Genomic DNA, 17,003 nt, shown 5'->3' on the forward strand with positions numbered 1-17,003 from the left:
CCGGGCTCAGACGTGGGCCGCGCCCGCCCCCGCCCCCGCGTTCTCACCGCGCTTGGTGAAGCAGGCCACGACCGCGGCGAGGACCGCGACGACGCCGGCCACGGTGAACGCGGCGCTCATGCCGGACACGAAGGTGTCGTGCGCCACCGTGGTGATGGCGTCGGCGACGGGCGGCGGCGCGTCCTGCGGGACCGGTGCGATGCCGACCTGGACCCCCCTCTCGACGAGGGCCTGCTGCTCCGGGGCGAGCGGCGGCAGCTCCGCGGCCCGCCAGTTGTCCCCGAACGAGCCACTGACCGTACGGGCCATGACCGCGCCGAGGACGGCGGTGCCGAGGCTGCCGCCGACCTGCATGGCGGCCTGCTGGAGCCCGCCGGCCACACCGGAGAGCTCCAGCGGGGCGTTGCCGACGATGACCTCGGTGGCGCCGACCATGACGGGGGCGAGGCCCACGCCGAGGAGGCAGAACCACAGCGACATCTCGAGGGTGCCGGTGCCGGGGGTGAGCCGGGACAGCCCGAAGCAGGCGCCGGCGGTGGCGACCATGCCGGCGACGAGCGGGATGCGCGGGCCGACCGCGGTGATGGCGGCGCCGGCCAGCGGCGAGCCGACGATCATCATGCCGGTCAGCGGCAGCAGGTGCAGGCCGCTGTCGACGGGGCTCATGCCGTGCACGTTCTGAAGGTAGAAGGTGACGAAGAACAGGCCGCCCATGAAGGCGAACGCCATCAGCACCATCAGCACGGTGCCCGCGGACAGCGGCAGCGAGCGGAACATCCCCAGCGGGATCAGCGGCTCGTCGGCCCTGCTCTCCCAGACGGCGAAGAGCACGAAGCAGACCACGGACCCGCCGAGGAACAGCAGGGTCAGGCTGTCGCCCCAGCCCCATTCCGAAGCCTTGATCAGCGCCCAGATCAGGGAGAACATCGCGACCGACAGCAGCACGATGCCGGGGATGTCGAAGGAGCGCGGGGCATTCTCGGCGCGGTGGTCGAGCAGGATGACCAGGCCGAAGGCCAGGGCGATGATGCCCACGGGCACGTTGACGAAGAAGACGGACTGCCAGCTGACGTGCTCGACGAGCAGGCCGCCGACGATGGGTCCGCCGGCGGTCGAGGCGCCGATGACCATGCCCCAGATCCCGATGGCCATGTTGAGCTTCTCGGCGGGGAAGGTGGCGCGCAGCAGGCCGAGCGCGGCGGGCATCAGCAGGGCGCCGAACAGGCCCTGGGCCACGCGGAAGCCGATGAGGAACTCGACGCCGGAGGACAGGCCGATCGCGGCGGAGGCGCCGGCGAAGCCGATGATGCCGAGGAGGAAGGTCTGGCGGTGGCCGAAGCGGTCGCCGAGCTTGCCGGCGGTGATGAGGGAGACGGCGAGCGCCAGCAGGTAGCCGTTGGTTATCCACTGGACGTCGGAGAGCGAGGCGCCGAGGTCCTTCTGGATCTCGGGATTGGCGACGGCGACGATCGTGCCGTCCAGGGTGACCATCATGACGCCGATGGCAACGGCGAAGAGGGTTAACCACGGATGGCCGCGCAGCCCCGAGCGGGCCGGAGCTCCGCCCGGCTCCTTGACGGGTATCCGGCCGTCGACGGGCGCCCCGCCGTCGTGGCCGTCGACGGTGATCTGATGAGTCATGCGAACAGGCTAGTGACAGCGACTGACACTTCACAAACGGCTTAACGAGGCAGTGGCTGTCAGGTCCGTCACAGGTACTCTGACCGCTCACTCTGCGTCAGATCGGATGCACGGCCCGCGCGTTGGACTCCCTCGAGCCCCGCGCTCGGACCAGCCGGGACCCAGCCCGAACCACCCTTGAGAGGACTCCCGCGGTGATGACCGACGAGCGGCCGGCGCCGGCGCCCGGACTGCGCGAGCGCAAGAAGCAGCGCACCCGGGACGCGCTGCTGCGCGCCGCCCTCCTCCTCTTCGTCTCGCAGGGGTACGAGCAGACCACCGTCGACGAGATCACCGACGCCGTGGACGTCTCCCAGCGCACCTTCTTCCGCTATTTCGCCAACAAGGAGGAGGTAGCCTTCGCCGCCCAGGACCTGGCCGAATCGCACCTCCTCGCCGCGCTGCGGGCCCGTCCGGCCGCCGAGGGGCCCCTCACGGCTCTGCGCGGCGCCGCGCGCGACGCCTGGGACACCCTCGGCGAGGCCCTGTCCGAGGTGGTTCCGCTCGACCTCTACATGCGCACCTACCAGCTCATCGAGTCGACCCCGGCGCTGCTCGCCGTCCACCTGCGCCGCTGCACCGAGCTGGAGGAGCACCTGGCCCGGCTGATCGCGGAGCGTGAGGGCCTCGACGTGGACGCCGACCCGCGCCCCCGGGTGGCCGTCGCCGCGTTCTCCGGTGTGATGCGGGTCACCGGACGGCTGTGGGGGCAGCGCGGGGACGCCAGCGTCGCCGTGCTGCGGGACATGACCGACGCGTACCTCGACCAGATCGGCCCGGCGCTCGCCGCGGACTGGCGCTGACACCGGGTCAGCGCGAGCGGGGGTCGCCGTGATCCCGGCTGTTGTGATCCTGGTCACCGTGAACCCGGTCACCGTGAGCCCCGTCACCGTGAGCCCCGTCACCGTGTCCCGGCTCACCCGTGGTCCCCATCACCCTGTGCCTCGGGGCCGGTTCCGGATCTCATACGCTGGTCCCAGTGAACCTGCCCGGCCCCGCCCACCCCACCGCCGTCGGCGCCGATCCGCGCCCTGCCGTCCTGCGCACCCTGCTCGCGCTGGCGGTCGTCTTCATCATGCTGGCGACCACCGGCTGGACCACCGTGCACCGGCCCGATGCCGGGACCTCGCTGCGGGCCGCCGCCCTCGCCGCCTGGTCCTCGGCCCGCATCGACGGCCGGCCGGTGCCGGCCGCCGACGCCCCCGTCCGCACGGTGGCCCGGTTCTTCGCCGGCATCGACCCCGGCCAGCGGGCCCGGCTCGCCGACGCCCACCCCTTCGTCGTCGGCAACCTCGACGGGGCGCCCGCCGCCCTGCGCTACCGCGCCAACCTGCGCGCCCTCGGACTGGCCGAGAAGGCCGAGCAGGCCCGCAGCCGCGACGTCAGCCTGACCCCGGCCGACCGCGACACGGCCGGCCGGCGCGCCCACCGCTTCGCCTCCCTCGCCGAACCCGGCCGGCAGATCCTCGCCTTCAACCCCACCGGCGGCGGCCGCGTCGCCGAGGTCTTCGGCGACCTCGACCGGGCCGAGCGGGTCTCGGTGATCGTCCCCGGCGTGGACACCGACGTCCTCACCTTCGAGCGCACGCAGCGCCGGCTGACCGCCCCGGTCGGCATGGCCCAGTCCCTGTACGCGGCCGAGCGCGCCGCGGCTCCGGGCAGCCGGACCGCGGTGGTCGCCTGGGCCGACTACACCGCCCCGTCCGGGGTGGGCATGGACGCGGCCACCGGCCGGATGGCCCTGGACGGCGCGGTACGGCTGGAGGCCCTCACGGCGTCGCTGCCGGGGGACGCGAGCGTGGCGCTGTTCTGCCACAGCTACGGATCGGTGGTGTGCGGGGTCGCCGCGCACGCACTGCCCGACCGGGTGACGGACGTCGTCGTGGCGGGCAGCCCGGGAATGCGCGCGGGCTCGGTGGCCGAACTGGACACCTCCGCGCGGGTGTGGGCCACCCGGGACTCCGGGGACTGGATCGCGGACGTGCCGCACCTGGAGGTCGGCGGTCTGGGGCACGGCGCGGACCCGGTGTCGCCGGAGTTCGGCGCGCGGCTGCTGTCGTCGGCCGGGGCCAAGCGGCACACCGGCTATTTCGAGCCGGGCACGGGCTCCTTGGACAACTTCGCCAAAATCGGAACCGGCACCTTCGACTCCGTTGTCTGTGCGACCGGGGACGATGCCTGCCGCCGCGGAATTTCCGGGGCAGACGCGGACTGACACGCGTAGAGCCCCGGAAATCGGGCTCTGCTCCGAGGGGGACGCACAGGGGCGTGTCCCTTTACCATGTGCCGCATGGGTGACGTACTGGCCGGAAATCATGCCGCCTGGGAGTTCGACTCGGACTCGGTGCTCATCCGCTTCACACGGGGGATGCGAACGCCAAGGCTTTGGAATGCCCTCGGGGCGCGGCGGATCCCCTTCGAGGCGCTGTCCGCGGTGGACCTCACCGCCCGCCCGTCCACGGGCAGACGGGACGCGGTGGTGCTGGAGGCCGTTCCGAGACCGGGCTCGGATCCGCTGGTGGAGGCCGCCGCAGGACAGCTGCGCGCGGTCTGCGACCCGTACCGCCTGGTGGTGCCGGGTGACCGGGCCGCGCAGGCCCGGGAGTTCGCCGACCGGCTGCGCGAGCGGCTGGGTCCCGAGGCGGACGAGCCGGCCGAGCGCTTCCTGGTGCCGGTGGCGGAGCCGCCGCTCCAGCTGAAGGCGTACGACGCGCGCGTGGGCTTCGACGGCTCGGCCGTCAGCTTCCAGTGGTCGCGTACGGGCGCCACCGGCACCAAGTGGAAGGCGGGCGACCAGCGTTACCCGCTGTCGGAGCTGGCCGGAATCGAATGGCGTTCGCCGGAGGGGCCGGGCGGTCATCTGCGGCTCATACGCCGCGACGACACCGAGGCCGACCCGCGGCCGGACCACGACCTCGCCACCGCCGTGTTCGGCACCGGGTACGGGGCCGTGCACGAGTCGCTGCCGTTCGCCGCGGCCGTGCTCGCCGCTCTGCGCGTGCGCACCCCGGTCGCCTCGGTCCCGCCGCCGCGCACGGACGAGCGCCTGCACCACCTGAGCGAGCTGCACAGCGCGGGCCTGCTGACGGACGCGGAGTACTCCGCGCTGCGGGATCGTTTCTCCGACGGCCTCCCCGGGACGTAGCGCACACCCCTTGGCGCCCGCCCCCTGGCAGCGCCTACCCCTCGCGGGCCGCCGAGGTGAAGGCCATGTCCGGGTAGCGGTCCCCCGCGACCTGCCCGGCGATCGGCTCCAGCAGGGCCAGCTCCGGCTCCGTCAGCGTGATCCGGGTCGCGGCGGTGTTCTCCGCGAGCCGCTCCGGCTTGCGGGTGCCCGGGATCGGGACCACCGTCAGCCCGTGCACCTGCGCCCGCTGCTGCACCCAGGCCAGCGCGATCTGCGCCGGGGTGGCCCCGTGGGCCCGCGCGACCTGCCGCACCGGCTCCAGCAGCGCGGCGTTGGCCTTGGCGTTGTCGCCGGTGAACCGCGGCTGGAAGAGGCGGAAGTCGCCCTCGGACAGCTCCGCCGCATCCGAATACGCGCCGGTCAGGAAGCCGCGGCCGAGCGGGGAGTACGGCACGAAGGCCACGCCCAGCTCCGCGGCCGCGGCCACCGCGCTGCGCTCCACGTCACGGCTGAACAGGGACCACTCCGACTGGAGGGCCGCGATCGGGTGCACCGCGTACGCCTCCCGCAGCTCCGCCCCGGTCACCTCGCTGAGCCCCAGGTGGCGCACCTTGCCCTCCTGCACCAGCTCCGCCATGGCGCCCACCGACTCGGCGAACGGCACCGACGGGTCGTGGCGGTGCATGTAGTACAGGTCGATCACCTCGGTCCCGAGCCGCCGGAGGCTGTCCTCCACCGCCCTGCGGAGGTACGCCCGGTCGTTGCGTACGCCCCGGTGGTGGGGGTCGTCGGTGCGCTCGATGCCGAACTTGGTGGCAAGGGTGATCTCCTCGCGGTGCGCGGCGGCGAACGGCGCGATGAACTCCTCGTTCCGGCCCCGCCCGTAGATGTCCGCGGTGTCGAAGAGGGTGACCCCGGCATCCAGCGCCGCCCGGAGCGTCGCGCGCGCCGCCGCCTCGTCCGTCTCCCCGTAGAACTCGCTCATGCCCATGCAGCCGAGGCCCTGGATGCCGACCCGCGGGCCGCCCTTGCCGAGTTCGACCTGCTCGATTGTTGTGGTGTTCTGCGTCACTGGCGTGCAGCCTTCCCCGTATAAAGATCGATCTTGAAGTCCAGTACGGCGAGCGCGTCGGTCAGTTCCGTGATCCGCGCCCGCACCTCGTGCCGGGTCCGCTCCAGCAGCTCGCGCCGCCGGTCGACGGTGTGCTCGCCCTCGCGGACCAGTTCGGCGTAGGTGACCATGTCGGCCACCGACATCCCGGTGGCACGCAGCTTGCCCACGAAGGACAGCCACCTCAGGTCGGCGTCGCTGAAGCGCCGCTGCCCCGAGTGGGACCGGTCCACGTGCGGCATCAGGCCGATCCGCTCGTACCAGCGCAGGGTGTGCTGGCTCAGGCCGGTCAGGGTCTCGACCTCGCTGATCGTGTACCGCGTCTGCGTCCCTGTCAGGCTCATGGCGACCACGCTAGAACCCTTGAGTGCACTCCAAGCAAGTAGGCTCGGCGGCATGGACAGCATGGACACCCCGTACGGCCTGGAGGCCATCGAGAACTGGCCGGTACCGACCGCGGCGGCGGCCGTCGTACGCGCCGACGGGAGCCTCGCGGCCTCCCACGGGCCCGTCGACCACCGGTTCGCCCTGGCCTCGGTGACCAAGCCGCTCGCGGCGTACGCCGCCCTCGTCGCGTACGAGGAGGGGGCGATCGAGCTGGACGAGCCCGCGGGCCCGGAGGGTTCGACGGTCCGTCACCTGCTCGCGCACACCAGCGGCCTGGCCTTCGACGAGCACCGCGTCATGGCCCCGCCCGGAACCCGTCGGCTGTACTCGAACGCCGGCTTCGAGGTGCTCGGCGACCACATCACCAAGGCCACCGGCATCCCCTTCGCCGAGTACGTGCACCAGGCCGTGTTCGAGCCGCTCGGCATGGCCTCGACCACCCTGGAGGGCTCCCCCGCCAAGGACGGCGTCTCCACCGTGTCCGACCTCGTCCGCTTCGCCGCCGAGCTCCAGGCCCCCCGCCTGCTCGACGTGCGCACCGTCGCCGAGGCCACCACCGTCGTCCACCCCGGCCTGAAGGGCGTGCTCCCCGGGTACGGGCACCAGTCCCCCAACGACTTCGGGCTCGGCCTGGAGATCCGCGGCACCAAGAGCCCCCACTGGACGGGCGCCTCCTCCTCGCCGCGCACCTTCGGCCACTTCGGCCAGGCCGGCACCTTCCTGTGGGTGGACCCGGAGCTGCGGGCCGCGTGCGTCGTGCTCACGGACCGCCCCTTCGGCCCGTGGGCCGTGGAGGCCTGGCCCCCGTTCACGGACGGCGTGGTGGCGGCGCGCGGCCTCGAGATCCGCCGCTGAGCTACGGGAGCTCCCAGATCAGCAGCTCCCCCGGGGACCCCGCCACGGCCTGAAGGCCCTCCTCGCCGGTGATCCGGGCCGAGTCCCCGGGCCCGAGCTCCACCCCGTCCAGCCGCAGGTCGCCGTGCACCACGTGCAGGTAGACCCGCTCGGCGGCGGGGACGGAGACGTGCTCCCCGGCGCCCGGCCGCCGCACGTGCAGGACGGCCCCGGCCGCGGGGACCCGGTACGGGGTGTCGTCGCCGAGGCCGCGGACGAGCCGGTACGCGGGCTCCCCGCCGGGGGCCAGCGGCGCGAGCCAGGTCTGCACGAAGCGCAGCGGCTCGGCGCCGTCGTTGCGTTCGATGTGCCGGGCACCGGATCCGGCGCCGAAGTGCTGCACGTCGCCGGGGCGGACCACGGCCTCCTCGCCGGTGCTGCCCTTGTGCGTCAGCTCACCCTCGACGACCCAGGTGACGATCTCGGTGTGGCTGTGCGGGTGCTCGTCGAACCCGGCGCCCGGGGCGAGGGCCTCCTCGTTGCAGGCCAGGACCGGGCCGAAGCGCAGGTTGTCCGGGTCGTAGAAGCCGCCGAAGGAGAAGGCGTGCCGGGTGGTGATCCCCGCTGCGGGGTCCCCTCCCCGGTACCGGTCGGCACCGCGGCGTACATCAATCATGGGCCCACGGTAGACCTTGCGTGTGAGGGCGCACTCCGCGCCGCCGTCCCGATAAGGCAGTCTTGTCCCGTGCCCCAACCCGAACGTGAGCATTCCCCCGCGCATCCCGCTGCCGCCCATCCGCATGCCGCGACGCTGCGCCGACTGGAGAAGTCCTCCGGCCGGCTCGCCGCCAACGCGATCGCGCGCATGGACGAGACCCTGCCGTGGTACCGGGCGATGCCCCCGGAGAACCGGTCCTGGATCGGCCTGGTCGCCCAGGCCGGCATCGCCGCGTTCACCGAGTGGTTCCGGCACCCGGAGACCCCGCAGGCGATCTCCACCGACGTGTTCGGGACGGCTCCGCGCGAGCTGACCCGGGCGATCACGCTGCGCCAGACCGTCGAGATGGTCCGCACCACGATCGAGGTCATGGAGGCCGCGATCGAGGAGGTGGCGGCCCCGGGCGACGAGTCGATCCTGCGCGAGGCACTGCTGGTGTACGCCCGGGAGATCGCCTTCGCGACGGCCCAGGTGTACGCGCAGGCCGCCGAGGCGCGCGGGGCGTGGGACGCCCGGCTGGAGTCCCTGGTGGTGAACGCGGTGCTGTCCGGGGAAGCCGACGAGGGCGCGCTGTCCCGGGCCGCGGCCCTCGGCTGGAACTCGCCGGAGCACGTGTGCGTGGTGCTCGGCACCGCGCCGGAGGGCGACAGCGAGCTGACGGTCGAGGCGATCCGGCGGGCGGCCCGGCACCACAAGCTCCAAGTGCTCACCGGTGTGCTCGGCGACCGCCTGGTGGTGATCGCGGGCGGCAGCGACAACCCGCTCCAGGTGGCGAAGTCGCTGATCGGGCCGTTCGCGGCGGGTCCGGTGGTCGCCGGCCCGGTGGTCGCGGACCTGCTGAACGCGACGAAGTCCGCGCAGGCGGCGGCGGCCGGCCTGAAGGCCTGCTCGGCCTGGCAGGACGCCCCGCGGCCGGTGCTCGCGGACGATCTCCTGCCGGAGCGCGCGATCGCCTCGGATCCCTCTGCCCGGGAGCAGCTGGTGGAGGAGATCTACAGACCGCTGGAGGAGGCGGGGTCGGCGCTGCTGGAGACGCTGAGCGTGTACCTGGAGCAGGCGAGCAGTCTGGAGGGGGCGGCGCGGATGCTGTTCGTGCACCCGAACACGGTGCGCTACCGGCTCCGACGTGTGACCGACGTCACCGGTTGGTCGCCTTCCGATGTCCGCTCGGCGTTCACGCTGCGGATCGCCCTGATCCTCGGGCGTCTGGCTGACAACGATCAGCAGTCCTAGACTTTTGTCGGACTTCAACAATTACCCTGACGGTTCTTGGTCCCTGTCCCCACGGGCGGCTGGGACCCTCGACAAGAGAGAGTGTGAGGGTGCTCGTACTCGTCGCTCCCGGCCAAGGCGCACAGACGCCCGGCTTCCTGACCCCCTGGCTCGAACTGCCCGGCGCCGCTGACCGCGTCGCCGCGTGGTCGGAGGCCATCGGGCTCGACCTTGCCCACTACGGCACGAAGGCGGATGCGGACGAGATCCGCGACACGGCCGTGGCCCAGCCGCTGCTGGTCGCCGCGGGCCTGCTGGCCGCCTCGGAGCTGGGCTCCCGTACGGCCTTCGGTGCCGTCGCGGGCCACAGTGTCGGCGAGATCACCGCCGCCGCGTACGCAGGTGTGCTCTCGGACGCCGACGCGCTGTCGCTCGTACGGACCCGGGGTCTGGCGATGGCCGAGGCCGCCGCGGTCACCGAGACCGGCATGGCCGCGGTGCTGGGCGGCGAGCGCGACGTGGTCGTCGCGCACCTGGAGAAGCTGGGTCTGACCCCGGCCAACATCAACGGCGCGGGCCAGATCGTGGCCGCCGGCACCAAGGAGCAGGTCGACGCGCTGGTCGCCGACAAGCCCGAGGGCTCGATGAAGGTCGTTGCGCTGCAGGTCGCGGGCGCCTTCCACACGCACCACATGGCTCCCGCCGTCGTGACGCTGGACCGGGCCGCGCAGGCCCTCGCCCCTGCCGACCCGGAGCTGAAGTACGTCTCGAACAAGGACGGCCAGGTCGTCACCTCGGGCGCCGAGGTCGTCGCCCGACTGGTGGGCCAGGTCGCGAACCCGGTCCGCTGGGACCTGTGCATGGAGACGTTCGCCGAACTCGGCGTCACCGGGATCATCGAGCTCAGCCCGGGCGGCACCCTGACGGGTCTGGCCAAGCGTGCGCTCAAGGGCGTGCCGAACGTGGCCCTGAAGACCCCGGACGACCTCGCCAAGGCCGCGGCGCTCATCGCCGAGCACTCGGCCTGACAGAAGGAGCCCCCACAGCATGTCGAAGATCAAGCCTGCCCAGGGCTCCCCGTACGCCCGCATCATCGGCGTCGGCGGCTACCGTCCGGCCCGGGTGGTCCCCAACGACGTCATCCTGGAGAAGATCGACTCCTCCGACGAGTGGATCCGCTCCCGCTCGGGCATCTCGAGCCGGCACTGGGCCTCGCCCGAGGAGACGGTCGCCGCGATGTCGGTGGAGGCCTCCGGCAAGGCGCTGGCCGACGCCGGGATCTCCCCCGAGCAGATCGGCGCCGTGATCGTCTCGACGGTCTCGCACTTCCGGCAGACCCCGGCGGTCGCGACCGAGATCGCGCACCGGATCGGTGCCGTCAAGCCGGCCGCGTTCGACATCTCGGCGGGCTGCGCCGGCTTCGGCTACGGCCTGACCCTCGCCAAGGGCCTCGTCATCGAGGGCTCGGCGCAGTACGTGCTGGTCATCGGCGTGGAGCGGCTGTCGGACCTGACCGACCCGGAGGACCGCGCGACGGCCTTCCTGTTCGGTGACGGCGCCGGAGCCGTGGTCGTCGGCCCCTCGGACGTGCCGGCCATAGGCCCCACGGTGTGGGGTTCGGAGGGCGACAAGTCCGAGACGATCAAGCAGACCGTGCCGTGGGACGAGTACCTCGGCCGGGACGCCGGCGAGAAGTTCCCGGCCATCACGCAGGAGGGCCAGGCGGTGTTCCGCTGGGCCGTCTTCGAGATGGCCAAGGTGGCCCAGCAGGCGCTCGACGCCGCCGGGATCACCGCGGACGACCTGGACGTCTTCATCCCGCACCAGGCCAACATGCGGATCATCGACTCGATGGTGAAGACCCTCAAGCTGCCGGAGCACGTCACGGTCGCCCGTGACGTGGAGACCACCGGCAACACCTCGGCCGCCTCGATCCCGCTCGCAATGGAGCGGCTCCTGGCGACCGGAGCGGCGAAGAGCGGCGACACCGCGCTCGTCATCGGCTTCGGGGCGGGGCTCGTCTACGCCGCGACGGTCGTTACCCTCCCCTAGGGCCCGGAACCACTCCCGGCCTGTTTCACCGCAGTCAGCTACAGAAGGAGCGCCACATGGCCGCCACGCAGGAAGAGATCGTCGAGGGTCTGGCGGAGATCGTCAACGAGATCGCCGGTATCCCGGTCGAGGACGTCGAGGTCGACAAGTCGTTCACCGACGACCTGGACGTCGACTCCCTCTCCATGGTCGAGGTCGTCGTCGCCGCCGAAGAGCGCTTCGACGTCAAGATCCCGGACGAGGACGTCAAGGGCCTCCGGACCGTCGGTGACGCTGCCGACTACATCCTGAAGCACCAGGCCTGAGCCTGACGAGCGTTTGTCGCCACCCGGCGGTGGCGCCGTGACAATTCAGCACCCCCTGAGACGTGGAGAAAGAATTCCTGTGAGCCCGACCAATCGCACCGTGGTCGTCACCGGTATCGGCGCAACCACTCCGCTGGGTGGCGACAGCGCTTCGACCTGGGAAGGTCTGCTCGCCGGCCGTTCCGGCGTCAAGCCCCTGGAGGGCGAGCGCTTCGCCGAACTCCCGGTCCGTATTGCCGCCCCGGTCGCCGTCGACCCGAGCGAGGTCCTCCCGAAGCCGCTGGCGCGCAAGCTGGACCGCTCGGCCCAGTTCGCCGTCATCGCGGCCCGCGAGGCCTGGGCCGACGCCGGCTACAAGGCCCCGGCGGGCGAGGACGAGTCCGTCGCGCCGGAGCGCCTGGGCACCGTGATCGCCTCCGGTATCGGCGGTGTCACCACCCTGCTCGACCAGTACGACGTGCTGAAGGAAAAGGGTGTGCGCCGGGTCTCCCCGCACACCGTCCCCATGCTCATGCCGAACGGCCCGTCGGCCAACGTCGGCCTGGAGGTCAACGCCCAGGCGGGCGTGCACACCCCGGTCAGCGCCTGCGCCTCCGGCGCCGAGGCCATCGGCTACGCCGTCGAGATGATCCGCACCGGCCGCGCCGACGTGGTCGTCGCGGGCGGCACCGAGGCGGCCATCCACCCGCTGCCGATCGCCGCGTTCGCCAACATGATGGCGATGTCCAAGAACAACGAGAACCCTCAGCAGGCCTCCCGCCCGTACGACAAGGACCGTGACGGCTTCGTCCTCGGCGAGGGCGCGGGCGTCGTGGTGCTGGAGTCCGCGGAGCACGCCGCCGCGCGCGGCGCCCGCGTCTACTGCGAGGTGCTGGGACAGGGCCTGTCCGCGGACAGCCACCACATCGCGCAGCCGGAGCCGACCGGCCGCGGTGTCGCCGCCGCCGTGCAGAACCTGCTCGACAACACCGGCCTGAACCCGGCCGAGCTGGTCCACGTCAACGCGCACGCCACGTCGACCCCGCAGGGCGACACGGCCGAGCTGAAGGCCCTGCGCAAGGTCCTGGGCGACGACCTCGACCACATCGCGATCTCCGCGACCAAGTCGATGACCGGCCACCTGCTGGGCGGCGCCGGCGGCATCGAGACCGTCGCGACCGTGCTGGCGGTCTACCACCGGACGGCCCCGCCGACCATCAACGTCGACGAGCTGGACGAGGACATCACCGCGGACATCGTGCGCGGCGAGCCGCGCAAGCTGCCCGCCGAGGGCCCGATCGCCGCGATCAACAACTCGTTCGGCTTCGGCGGCCACAACGTCACGCTGGCGTTCCGCAGCATCTGAGCCCGAGGGGACGCCGTCCGCCGCTCCGCGCCGCGGACGCAGCACCCCGTACGCATGAGGCCCACCCGGGATCCCCGGGTGGGCCTCATGCCGTGCCCCGTGCCCCGCCCAACGCCGGCTACACCACCTGGTGGAGCCAGCGCACGGGCGCGCCCTCGCCGGCGTAGCGGAAGGGCTCCAGTTCGTCGTCCCAGGGCTTGCCGAGCAGCCGGGCGATCTCCGCTTCCAGGTCGGTCTCGCCGCGTGCGGAGCGGGCGAGGGCGGCGCGCAGCCGGTCCTCGGGGATCAGGATGTCACCGTGCAGGCCGGTGACGGCGTGGAAGATGCCGAGGTCGGGTGTGGAGCTGTAGCGCTCGCCCTCGGCGGTGGCGCAGGGTTCCGCGGTCACCTCGAAGCGCAGCAGGTGCCAGCCGCGCAGCGCGGAGGCGAGCTTCGACGCGGCGCCCTCCTCGCCCTGCCAGGAGAACTCGGCTCTCCAGGTGCCCGGAGAAGCGGGCTGCCGGATCCAGTCGAGGTTCACCCGCACCCCGAGCACGCCCGCAACAGCCCATTCCACGTGCGGGCAGAGCGCGCGCGGTGCGGAATGCACGTACAGGACTCCACGTGTCGTCACCGGGACCTCCAGTGTGGGACGAGGTCGGGAATAAACTCAAGAAAACGGACAGTATGTGACGTGATGCAATGTAACGGAAACAATCCGACATTGCGCTGCGGGGTCTGCGGCCGAAACGCCACGGGGAAAAAGCTACCGTGCAGCAGGGGTCATGGTGTGTCGTACGGTCGGTCCGAGGCCGCCAAACACAGAGCTTTCACTCAGCAGGACGCCCCCGTGAGGACGCGGGGCGACAAGGAGGGGACCACCCGATGCGCACCACCGCTCCCGGACGCCGCACGCGGCGCACACTCGCGGGCGCGGGTGCGGCGGCCATGGCCCTGCTGGCCGGGACGCTGACCGGGTGTCAGGCACCGGCCGCGCCGGAGCAGGGGGAGCGGGGCGCGCAGGCCGGGCCGCGCTGGAACACCGCGCCCGCGTCGGTCGCGGCCGTCGGGGACTCCATCACCCGCGGTTTCGACGCCTGTTCGGTGCTGGCCGACTGCCCGGAGGTCTCCTGGTCGACCGGGAGCGACCCCGGGGTCCGTTCGCTCGCCGCGCGGCTGCTCGGCGACGCGCAGGTGGCGGCGCGCAGTTGGAACCACGCGGTCACCGGCTCGCGGATGGCGGACCTGGAAGGACAGCTCGCCTCGGCCGCCGAGCACAAGCCCGGCCTGGTCACGGTCATGGTGGGCTCGAACGACGCGTGCCGCCCGTCGGCTTCGGCGATGACCCCGGTGGCGGAGTTCCGGGCGGGCTTCGAGAAGGCCCTCGGCGCGCTGCGGGCTGCCTCGCCCGCCTCCCAGGTGTACGTCTCGAGCGTGCCGGACCTGCAGCGGCTGTGGCAGCAGGGCAAGGACAGCCCGATGGTGCGTCAGGTGTGGAAGCTGGGCATCTGCCAGTCGATGCTCGCGGATCCGCTGTCGTCCGCGGCGTCGGCGACGGCCCGGCGGGAGCAGGTGCGGGCGCGGGTCGTCGAGTACAACGAGGTGCTCCGCGAGGTCTGCGCGAAGGACGCGCTGTGCCGCTACGACGGCGGCGCGGTGTTCCAGTACCCCTTCGCCGCCGAGCAGTTGAGCCACTGGGACTGGTTCCACCCCGGCAGGGACGGGCAGGCACGCCTCGCCGAGCTGGCGCACCGCCAGGTGACCGCCGCCGAGCCGCCGCGCTGACGGCCCTCCCCGTCTGCGGCCCGGTTGCGAGGGCGCTTTCCGGCCACCCGTCGGCCGCGGTCCGGCATCCTGGGCGCATGAAGATCGCCGCAGCGCAGCTGACCTGCATACCCGCCGACGTCCCCGGCAACACCGCACGGGCCGCCGCCCTCGCCGCCCGGGCCCGGGACACGGGCGCCGGGCTCGTGGTGTTCCCCGAGTTCACGCTCACCGGCTACGAGTTGGCCGCCCTCGCCGCCGACCCGGGCCTGTGGATCGCCGACCCGGACGATCCCCGGCTCGACCCGCTCCGGTCCGCCGGCACCGCCGTCGCCGTCAACGTCGCGCTGCGCACCGGCGGCCCGCGGCCCGCCATCGCGACGCTGGTCTACGGGGCGGACGGCGGGCACGTCACGACGTATGCCAAGCAGCACCTGTACCGGCAGGAACAGGCCGTCTGCGCGGCGGGCGACCGCGACGGGCACTTCGAGCTCGGCGGGATCCGCTTCTCGCTGGGCATCTGCTTCGACAACCACTTCCCCGAGCTCGCCGGACGCGCGGCGGCGGCCGGCTGCCGCGTCCACCTCGCCTCCTCCCTGTACGGGACGGGCGGCGGGATCGAGGAGCGGGCGACCGTCCACCCCGGGCTGGCGAAGGAACACGGCCTGTACGTGGTCCTCGCCAACCACGTCGGCCCGGCCGGCCCGTGGACCGGCTGCGGGCGGTCCGCGATCTGGGCCCCGGGCGGCGCCCTGCTCGCCGAGGCGGACGACCGTACGGCGACGGTGGTGACGGCCGAGATCACCGCCTGACGGCGCCCGCGGCGGGCGGCGCGCCGGTCAGGCGGGCAGACGGGCAGGGTTCACGCGGGCAGACCGTCGGCCGGTTCAGCCGGCCGCCGGCACCCTCGGGCGGTGCTGCCACGGCTCGGCGGCATCGTCCGGCTGCGGACGGTCTTCCGGCGCGGCGGCAGCCCGGTCCCGGGCCAGCGCGGGCAGCACCAGCGCGAACACCGCGGCGGTGTACACCGCGGTCCACAGCACCCAGCCGCCGGGCGGCGCCCAGTGCGCCGCGAACGGCACCCAGGGGCCGGAGGTGCCGACCGCGAAGCGCCGCAGCGTCCAGAAGAACGCGGCCGCGTCGGCGAGCGCCAGCCCGGTCACCGCGAAGCCGGTCAGCCTGCGCCAGGGGAAGCCCTCCTCGGGCGACCGGCTCGCACCGGTCATCACGGCCATCAGCGGCAGGCCCACGGCGAAGGGCAGCAGGTAGCGGCCCTGCCACACCATGCCGAGCTTCTCCGCCTGGAGCGTCTGCGCCACCACCGGCACCACCACGATCGCCACGAGCATGCCGAGCAGCGCCACCACGTCGCGGCCCCGCCCGTACACCAGCCCCAGCGCCGTCAGCACCGCGAGCACGCCCAGCCACACCAGCCAGGTGAAGGCCGGCGCCGGGGTGTCCAGCCAGCCGAAGTAGCCGAGCATCTGGTGGACGTACGTCTCGGTGTTGCCGAAGGTCTGCCGCGCGGCCTCCTTCATGGTGAGCGTCTTGGGCGTGTTGATCACCGAGTTGTCCGGGTGGGCTCCCGCCCACAGCAGCGCACCGGCCGTGGCCGCGCCGAGCAGCGCCGTCCACAGCCACAGGGCCTTGCGGCGCAGCACCTGGCCCAGGACGCCCCGCTGCTGGAGGAACAGGGCGAAGAAGACCGCGCCGGCGAACCAGATCAGGCCGAGCGGACGGATGTTGATCAGCACCAGGCCGCCGATGCCGACCCGGGCGAGCCGCCGGTTCAGCAGCCGTGCGTCGGGGGACATGAGGACGGACAGCAGGGCCGTCCACACCAGGATTCCGGCGGCGATCTCGCCGCCGCTCGGGTTGACCATGCCCCCCATGTACAGGGCCATGGGTGTGGCCGCGGCGAACACGCCGAGCAGCACCACCGAGCGGCGCCGCCACTCCGCGGCCGTGACCACCGCGCTGGCCAGCAGGGCGGAGCAGAGCGCCGCCGAGGCCAGCCGCATCAGGTACAGCCCGTGCGGCCCCTTCACCAGCAGGCTCGGCCAGCCCGTCACCAGGTAGTAGGCCGGGTGGTAGCGGCCGGCCGCGGTGGTGACCTGGACGGTCTTCTCGGAGTGCCCGATGGCTGGTGCGCAGGACGCGGGCGTGCCCTCCTTCCAGGCGTAGCACTCGTGCTGCTTCGGGAGCTGCCCGTACCACTGCGGAAGCCGCACCCCGGTCTCGGCGAACTTCCCCTCGATGCCCGCCACCATGTGCGGGACCATCACCTCGGGGCCGCCCAGCTGGCCCCGGGCGACGGCCGCGGCACGGATGAAGTGCGCGTGCTCGTCGGGGGAGCCGCCGAGCGGGGTGGCCACCGACCAGGAGGCCGACAGGGCGAAGAACAGCGCGAAGGCAATGGCCCAGAGCCGCTTGGGGGTCCGGGCCGCCCGGTCGGCCGCCCGCGTCAGTGCGGAGATCATCGGTTCCCT

At 72.8% G+C, this 17,003-nt stretch carries 17 protein-coding genes; 11 read left to right on the forward strand and 6 right to left on the reverse strand.

From position 1 onward, the window contains the following. Positions 1-6: 6 nt before the first annotated feature. On the reverse strand, positions 7-1,641 hold the full coding sequence (locus AC068A_RS17725) for an MFS transporter (protein WP_478585858.1): 1,635 nt from the start codon (positions 1,639-1,641) through the stop codon (positions 7-9). Positions 1,642-1,838: 197 nt separating this feature from the next. Between AC068A_RS17725 and AC068A_RS17730 the strand changes: the two genes are divergently transcribed. The 3 genes from AC068A_RS17730 (at position 1,839) to AC068A_RS17740 (ending at position 4,825) form a co-directional block, all read left to right on the forward strand. Continuing rightward, the gene (locus tag AC068A_RS17730) at positions 1,839-2,483 is read left to right on the forward strand and encodes a TetR/AcrR family transcriptional regulator (protein WP_478585860.1); all 645 of its coding nucleotides are present in this window, start codon (positions 1,839-1,841) and stop codon (positions 2,481-2,483) included. Positions 2,484-2,755: 272 nt separating this feature from the next. After that, entirely contained in the window at positions 2,756-3,895 is a 1,140-nt protein-coding gene (locus AC068A_RS17735; protein WP_478585977.1) for an alpha/beta hydrolase, read from the forward strand. A gap of 75 nt (positions 3,896-3,970) precedes the next feature. Next, positions 3,971-4,825, forward strand: a complete 855-nt coding sequence (locus tag AC068A_RS17740) for a DUF4429 domain-containing protein (protein ID WP_478585861.1) — start codon at positions 3,971-3,973, stop codon at positions 4,823-4,825. A 34-nt stretch (positions 4,826-4,859) separates the two neighbouring features. On the opposite strand, the gene AC068A_RS17745 is transcribed toward AC068A_RS17740, so the two are convergent. Next, positions 4,860-5,879, reverse strand: coding sequence for an aldo/keto reductase (locus AC068A_RS17745; protein ID WP_478585862.1), 1,020 nt, complete (start codon positions 5,877-5,879; stop codon positions 4,860-4,862). Next, positions 5,876-6,262, reverse strand: coding sequence for a MerR family transcriptional regulator (locus AC068A_RS17750; protein WP_478585863.1), 387 nt, complete (start codon positions 6,260-6,262; stop codon positions 5,876-5,878). Before AC068A_RS17750 ends, AC068A_RS17745 begins: the two co-directional genes overlap by 4 nt. Before the next feature lie 52 nt (positions 6,263-6,314). On the opposite strand from AC068A_RS17750, the gene AC068A_RS17755 reads away from it, so the two are divergent. Beyond that, positions 6,315-7,160: a serine hydrolase domain-containing protein gene (locus AC068A_RS17755; protein WP_478585865.1), complete on the forward strand. Its 846-nt coding sequence runs from the start codon at positions 6,315-6,317 to the stop codon at positions 7,158-7,160. Position 7,161: 1 nt separating this feature from the next. On the opposite strand, the gene AC068A_RS17760 is transcribed toward AC068A_RS17755, so the two are convergent. Beyond that, on the reverse strand, positions 7,162-7,815 hold the full coding sequence (locus tag AC068A_RS17760) for a pirin family protein (protein WP_478585867.1): 654 nt from the start codon (positions 7,813-7,815) through the stop codon (positions 7,162-7,164). A 69-nt stretch (positions 7,816-7,884) separates the two neighbouring features. Between AC068A_RS17760 and AC068A_RS17765 the strand changes: the two genes are divergently transcribed. From AC068A_RS17765 to fabF, 5 genes are all read left to right on the forward strand, one after another. After that, positions 7,885-9,090, forward strand: coding sequence for a PucR family transcriptional regulator (locus AC068A_RS17765; protein ID WP_403560192.1), 1,206 nt, complete (start codon positions 7,885-7,887; stop codon positions 9,088-9,090). A gap of 89 nt (positions 9,091-9,179) precedes the next feature. Then, on the forward strand, positions 9,180-10,097 hold the full coding sequence (locus tag AC068A_RS17770) for an ACP S-malonyltransferase (RefSeq protein WP_478585869.1): 918 nt from the start codon (positions 9,180-9,182) through the stop codon (positions 10,095-10,097). Positions 10,098-10,116: 19 nt separating this feature from the next. Next, positions 10,117-11,121, forward strand: a complete 1,005-nt coding sequence (locus AC068A_RS17775) for a beta-ketoacyl-ACP synthase 3 (RefSeq protein ID WP_478585871.1) — start codon at positions 10,117-10,119, stop codon at positions 11,119-11,121. 56 nt (positions 11,122-11,177) lie between these two features. Beyond that, a complete protein-coding gene (locus AC068A_RS17780) occupies positions 11,178-11,426 on the forward strand; it encodes an acyl carrier protein (RefSeq protein WP_361083696.1) in 249 nt (82 codons plus the stop codon). A 79-nt stretch (positions 11,427-11,505) separates the two neighbouring features. Continuing rightward, positions 11,506-12,771 carry a beta-ketoacyl-ACP synthase II gene (gene fabF, locus AC068A_RS17785; RefSeq protein ID WP_478585873.1) on the forward strand — a complete coding sequence of 422 codons (1,266 nt, stop codon included), beginning with the start codon at positions 11,506-11,508 and terminating at the stop codon, positions 12,769-12,771. Between the two features lie 118 nt (positions 12,772-12,889). Here fabF and AC068A_RS17790 read toward each other — a convergent pair whose 3' ends face one another. After that, a complete protein-coding gene (locus AC068A_RS17790) occupies positions 12,890-13,384 on the reverse strand; it encodes a DUF3145 domain-containing protein (protein WP_478585875.1) in 495 nt (164 codons plus the stop codon). Positions 13,385-13,635: 251 nt separating this feature from the next. Between AC068A_RS17790 and AC068A_RS17795 the strand changes: the two genes are divergently transcribed. After that, entirely contained in the window at positions 13,636-14,535 is a 900-nt protein-coding gene (locus AC068A_RS17795; RefSeq protein WP_478585877.1) for an SGNH/GDSL hydrolase family protein, read from the forward strand. Between the two features lie 77 nt (positions 14,536-14,612). Next, on the forward strand, positions 14,613-15,326 hold the full coding sequence (locus AC068A_RS17800) for a carbon-nitrogen hydrolase family protein (protein WP_478585879.1): 714 nt from the start codon (positions 14,613-14,615) through the stop codon (positions 15,324-15,326). Positions 15,327-15,401: 75 nt separating this feature from the next. Here AC068A_RS17800 and AC068A_RS17805 read toward each other — a convergent pair whose 3' ends face one another. Continuing rightward, positions 15,402-16,994 carry a DUF2142 domain-containing protein gene (locus AC068A_RS17805; protein ID WP_478585881.1) on the reverse strand — a complete coding sequence of 531 codons (1,593 nt, stop codon included), beginning with the start codon at positions 16,992-16,994 and terminating at the stop codon, positions 15,402-15,404. Positions 16,995-17,003 lie beyond the last annotated feature (9 nt).

This window comes from Streptomyces sp. NPDC043854, assembly GCF_056436005.1.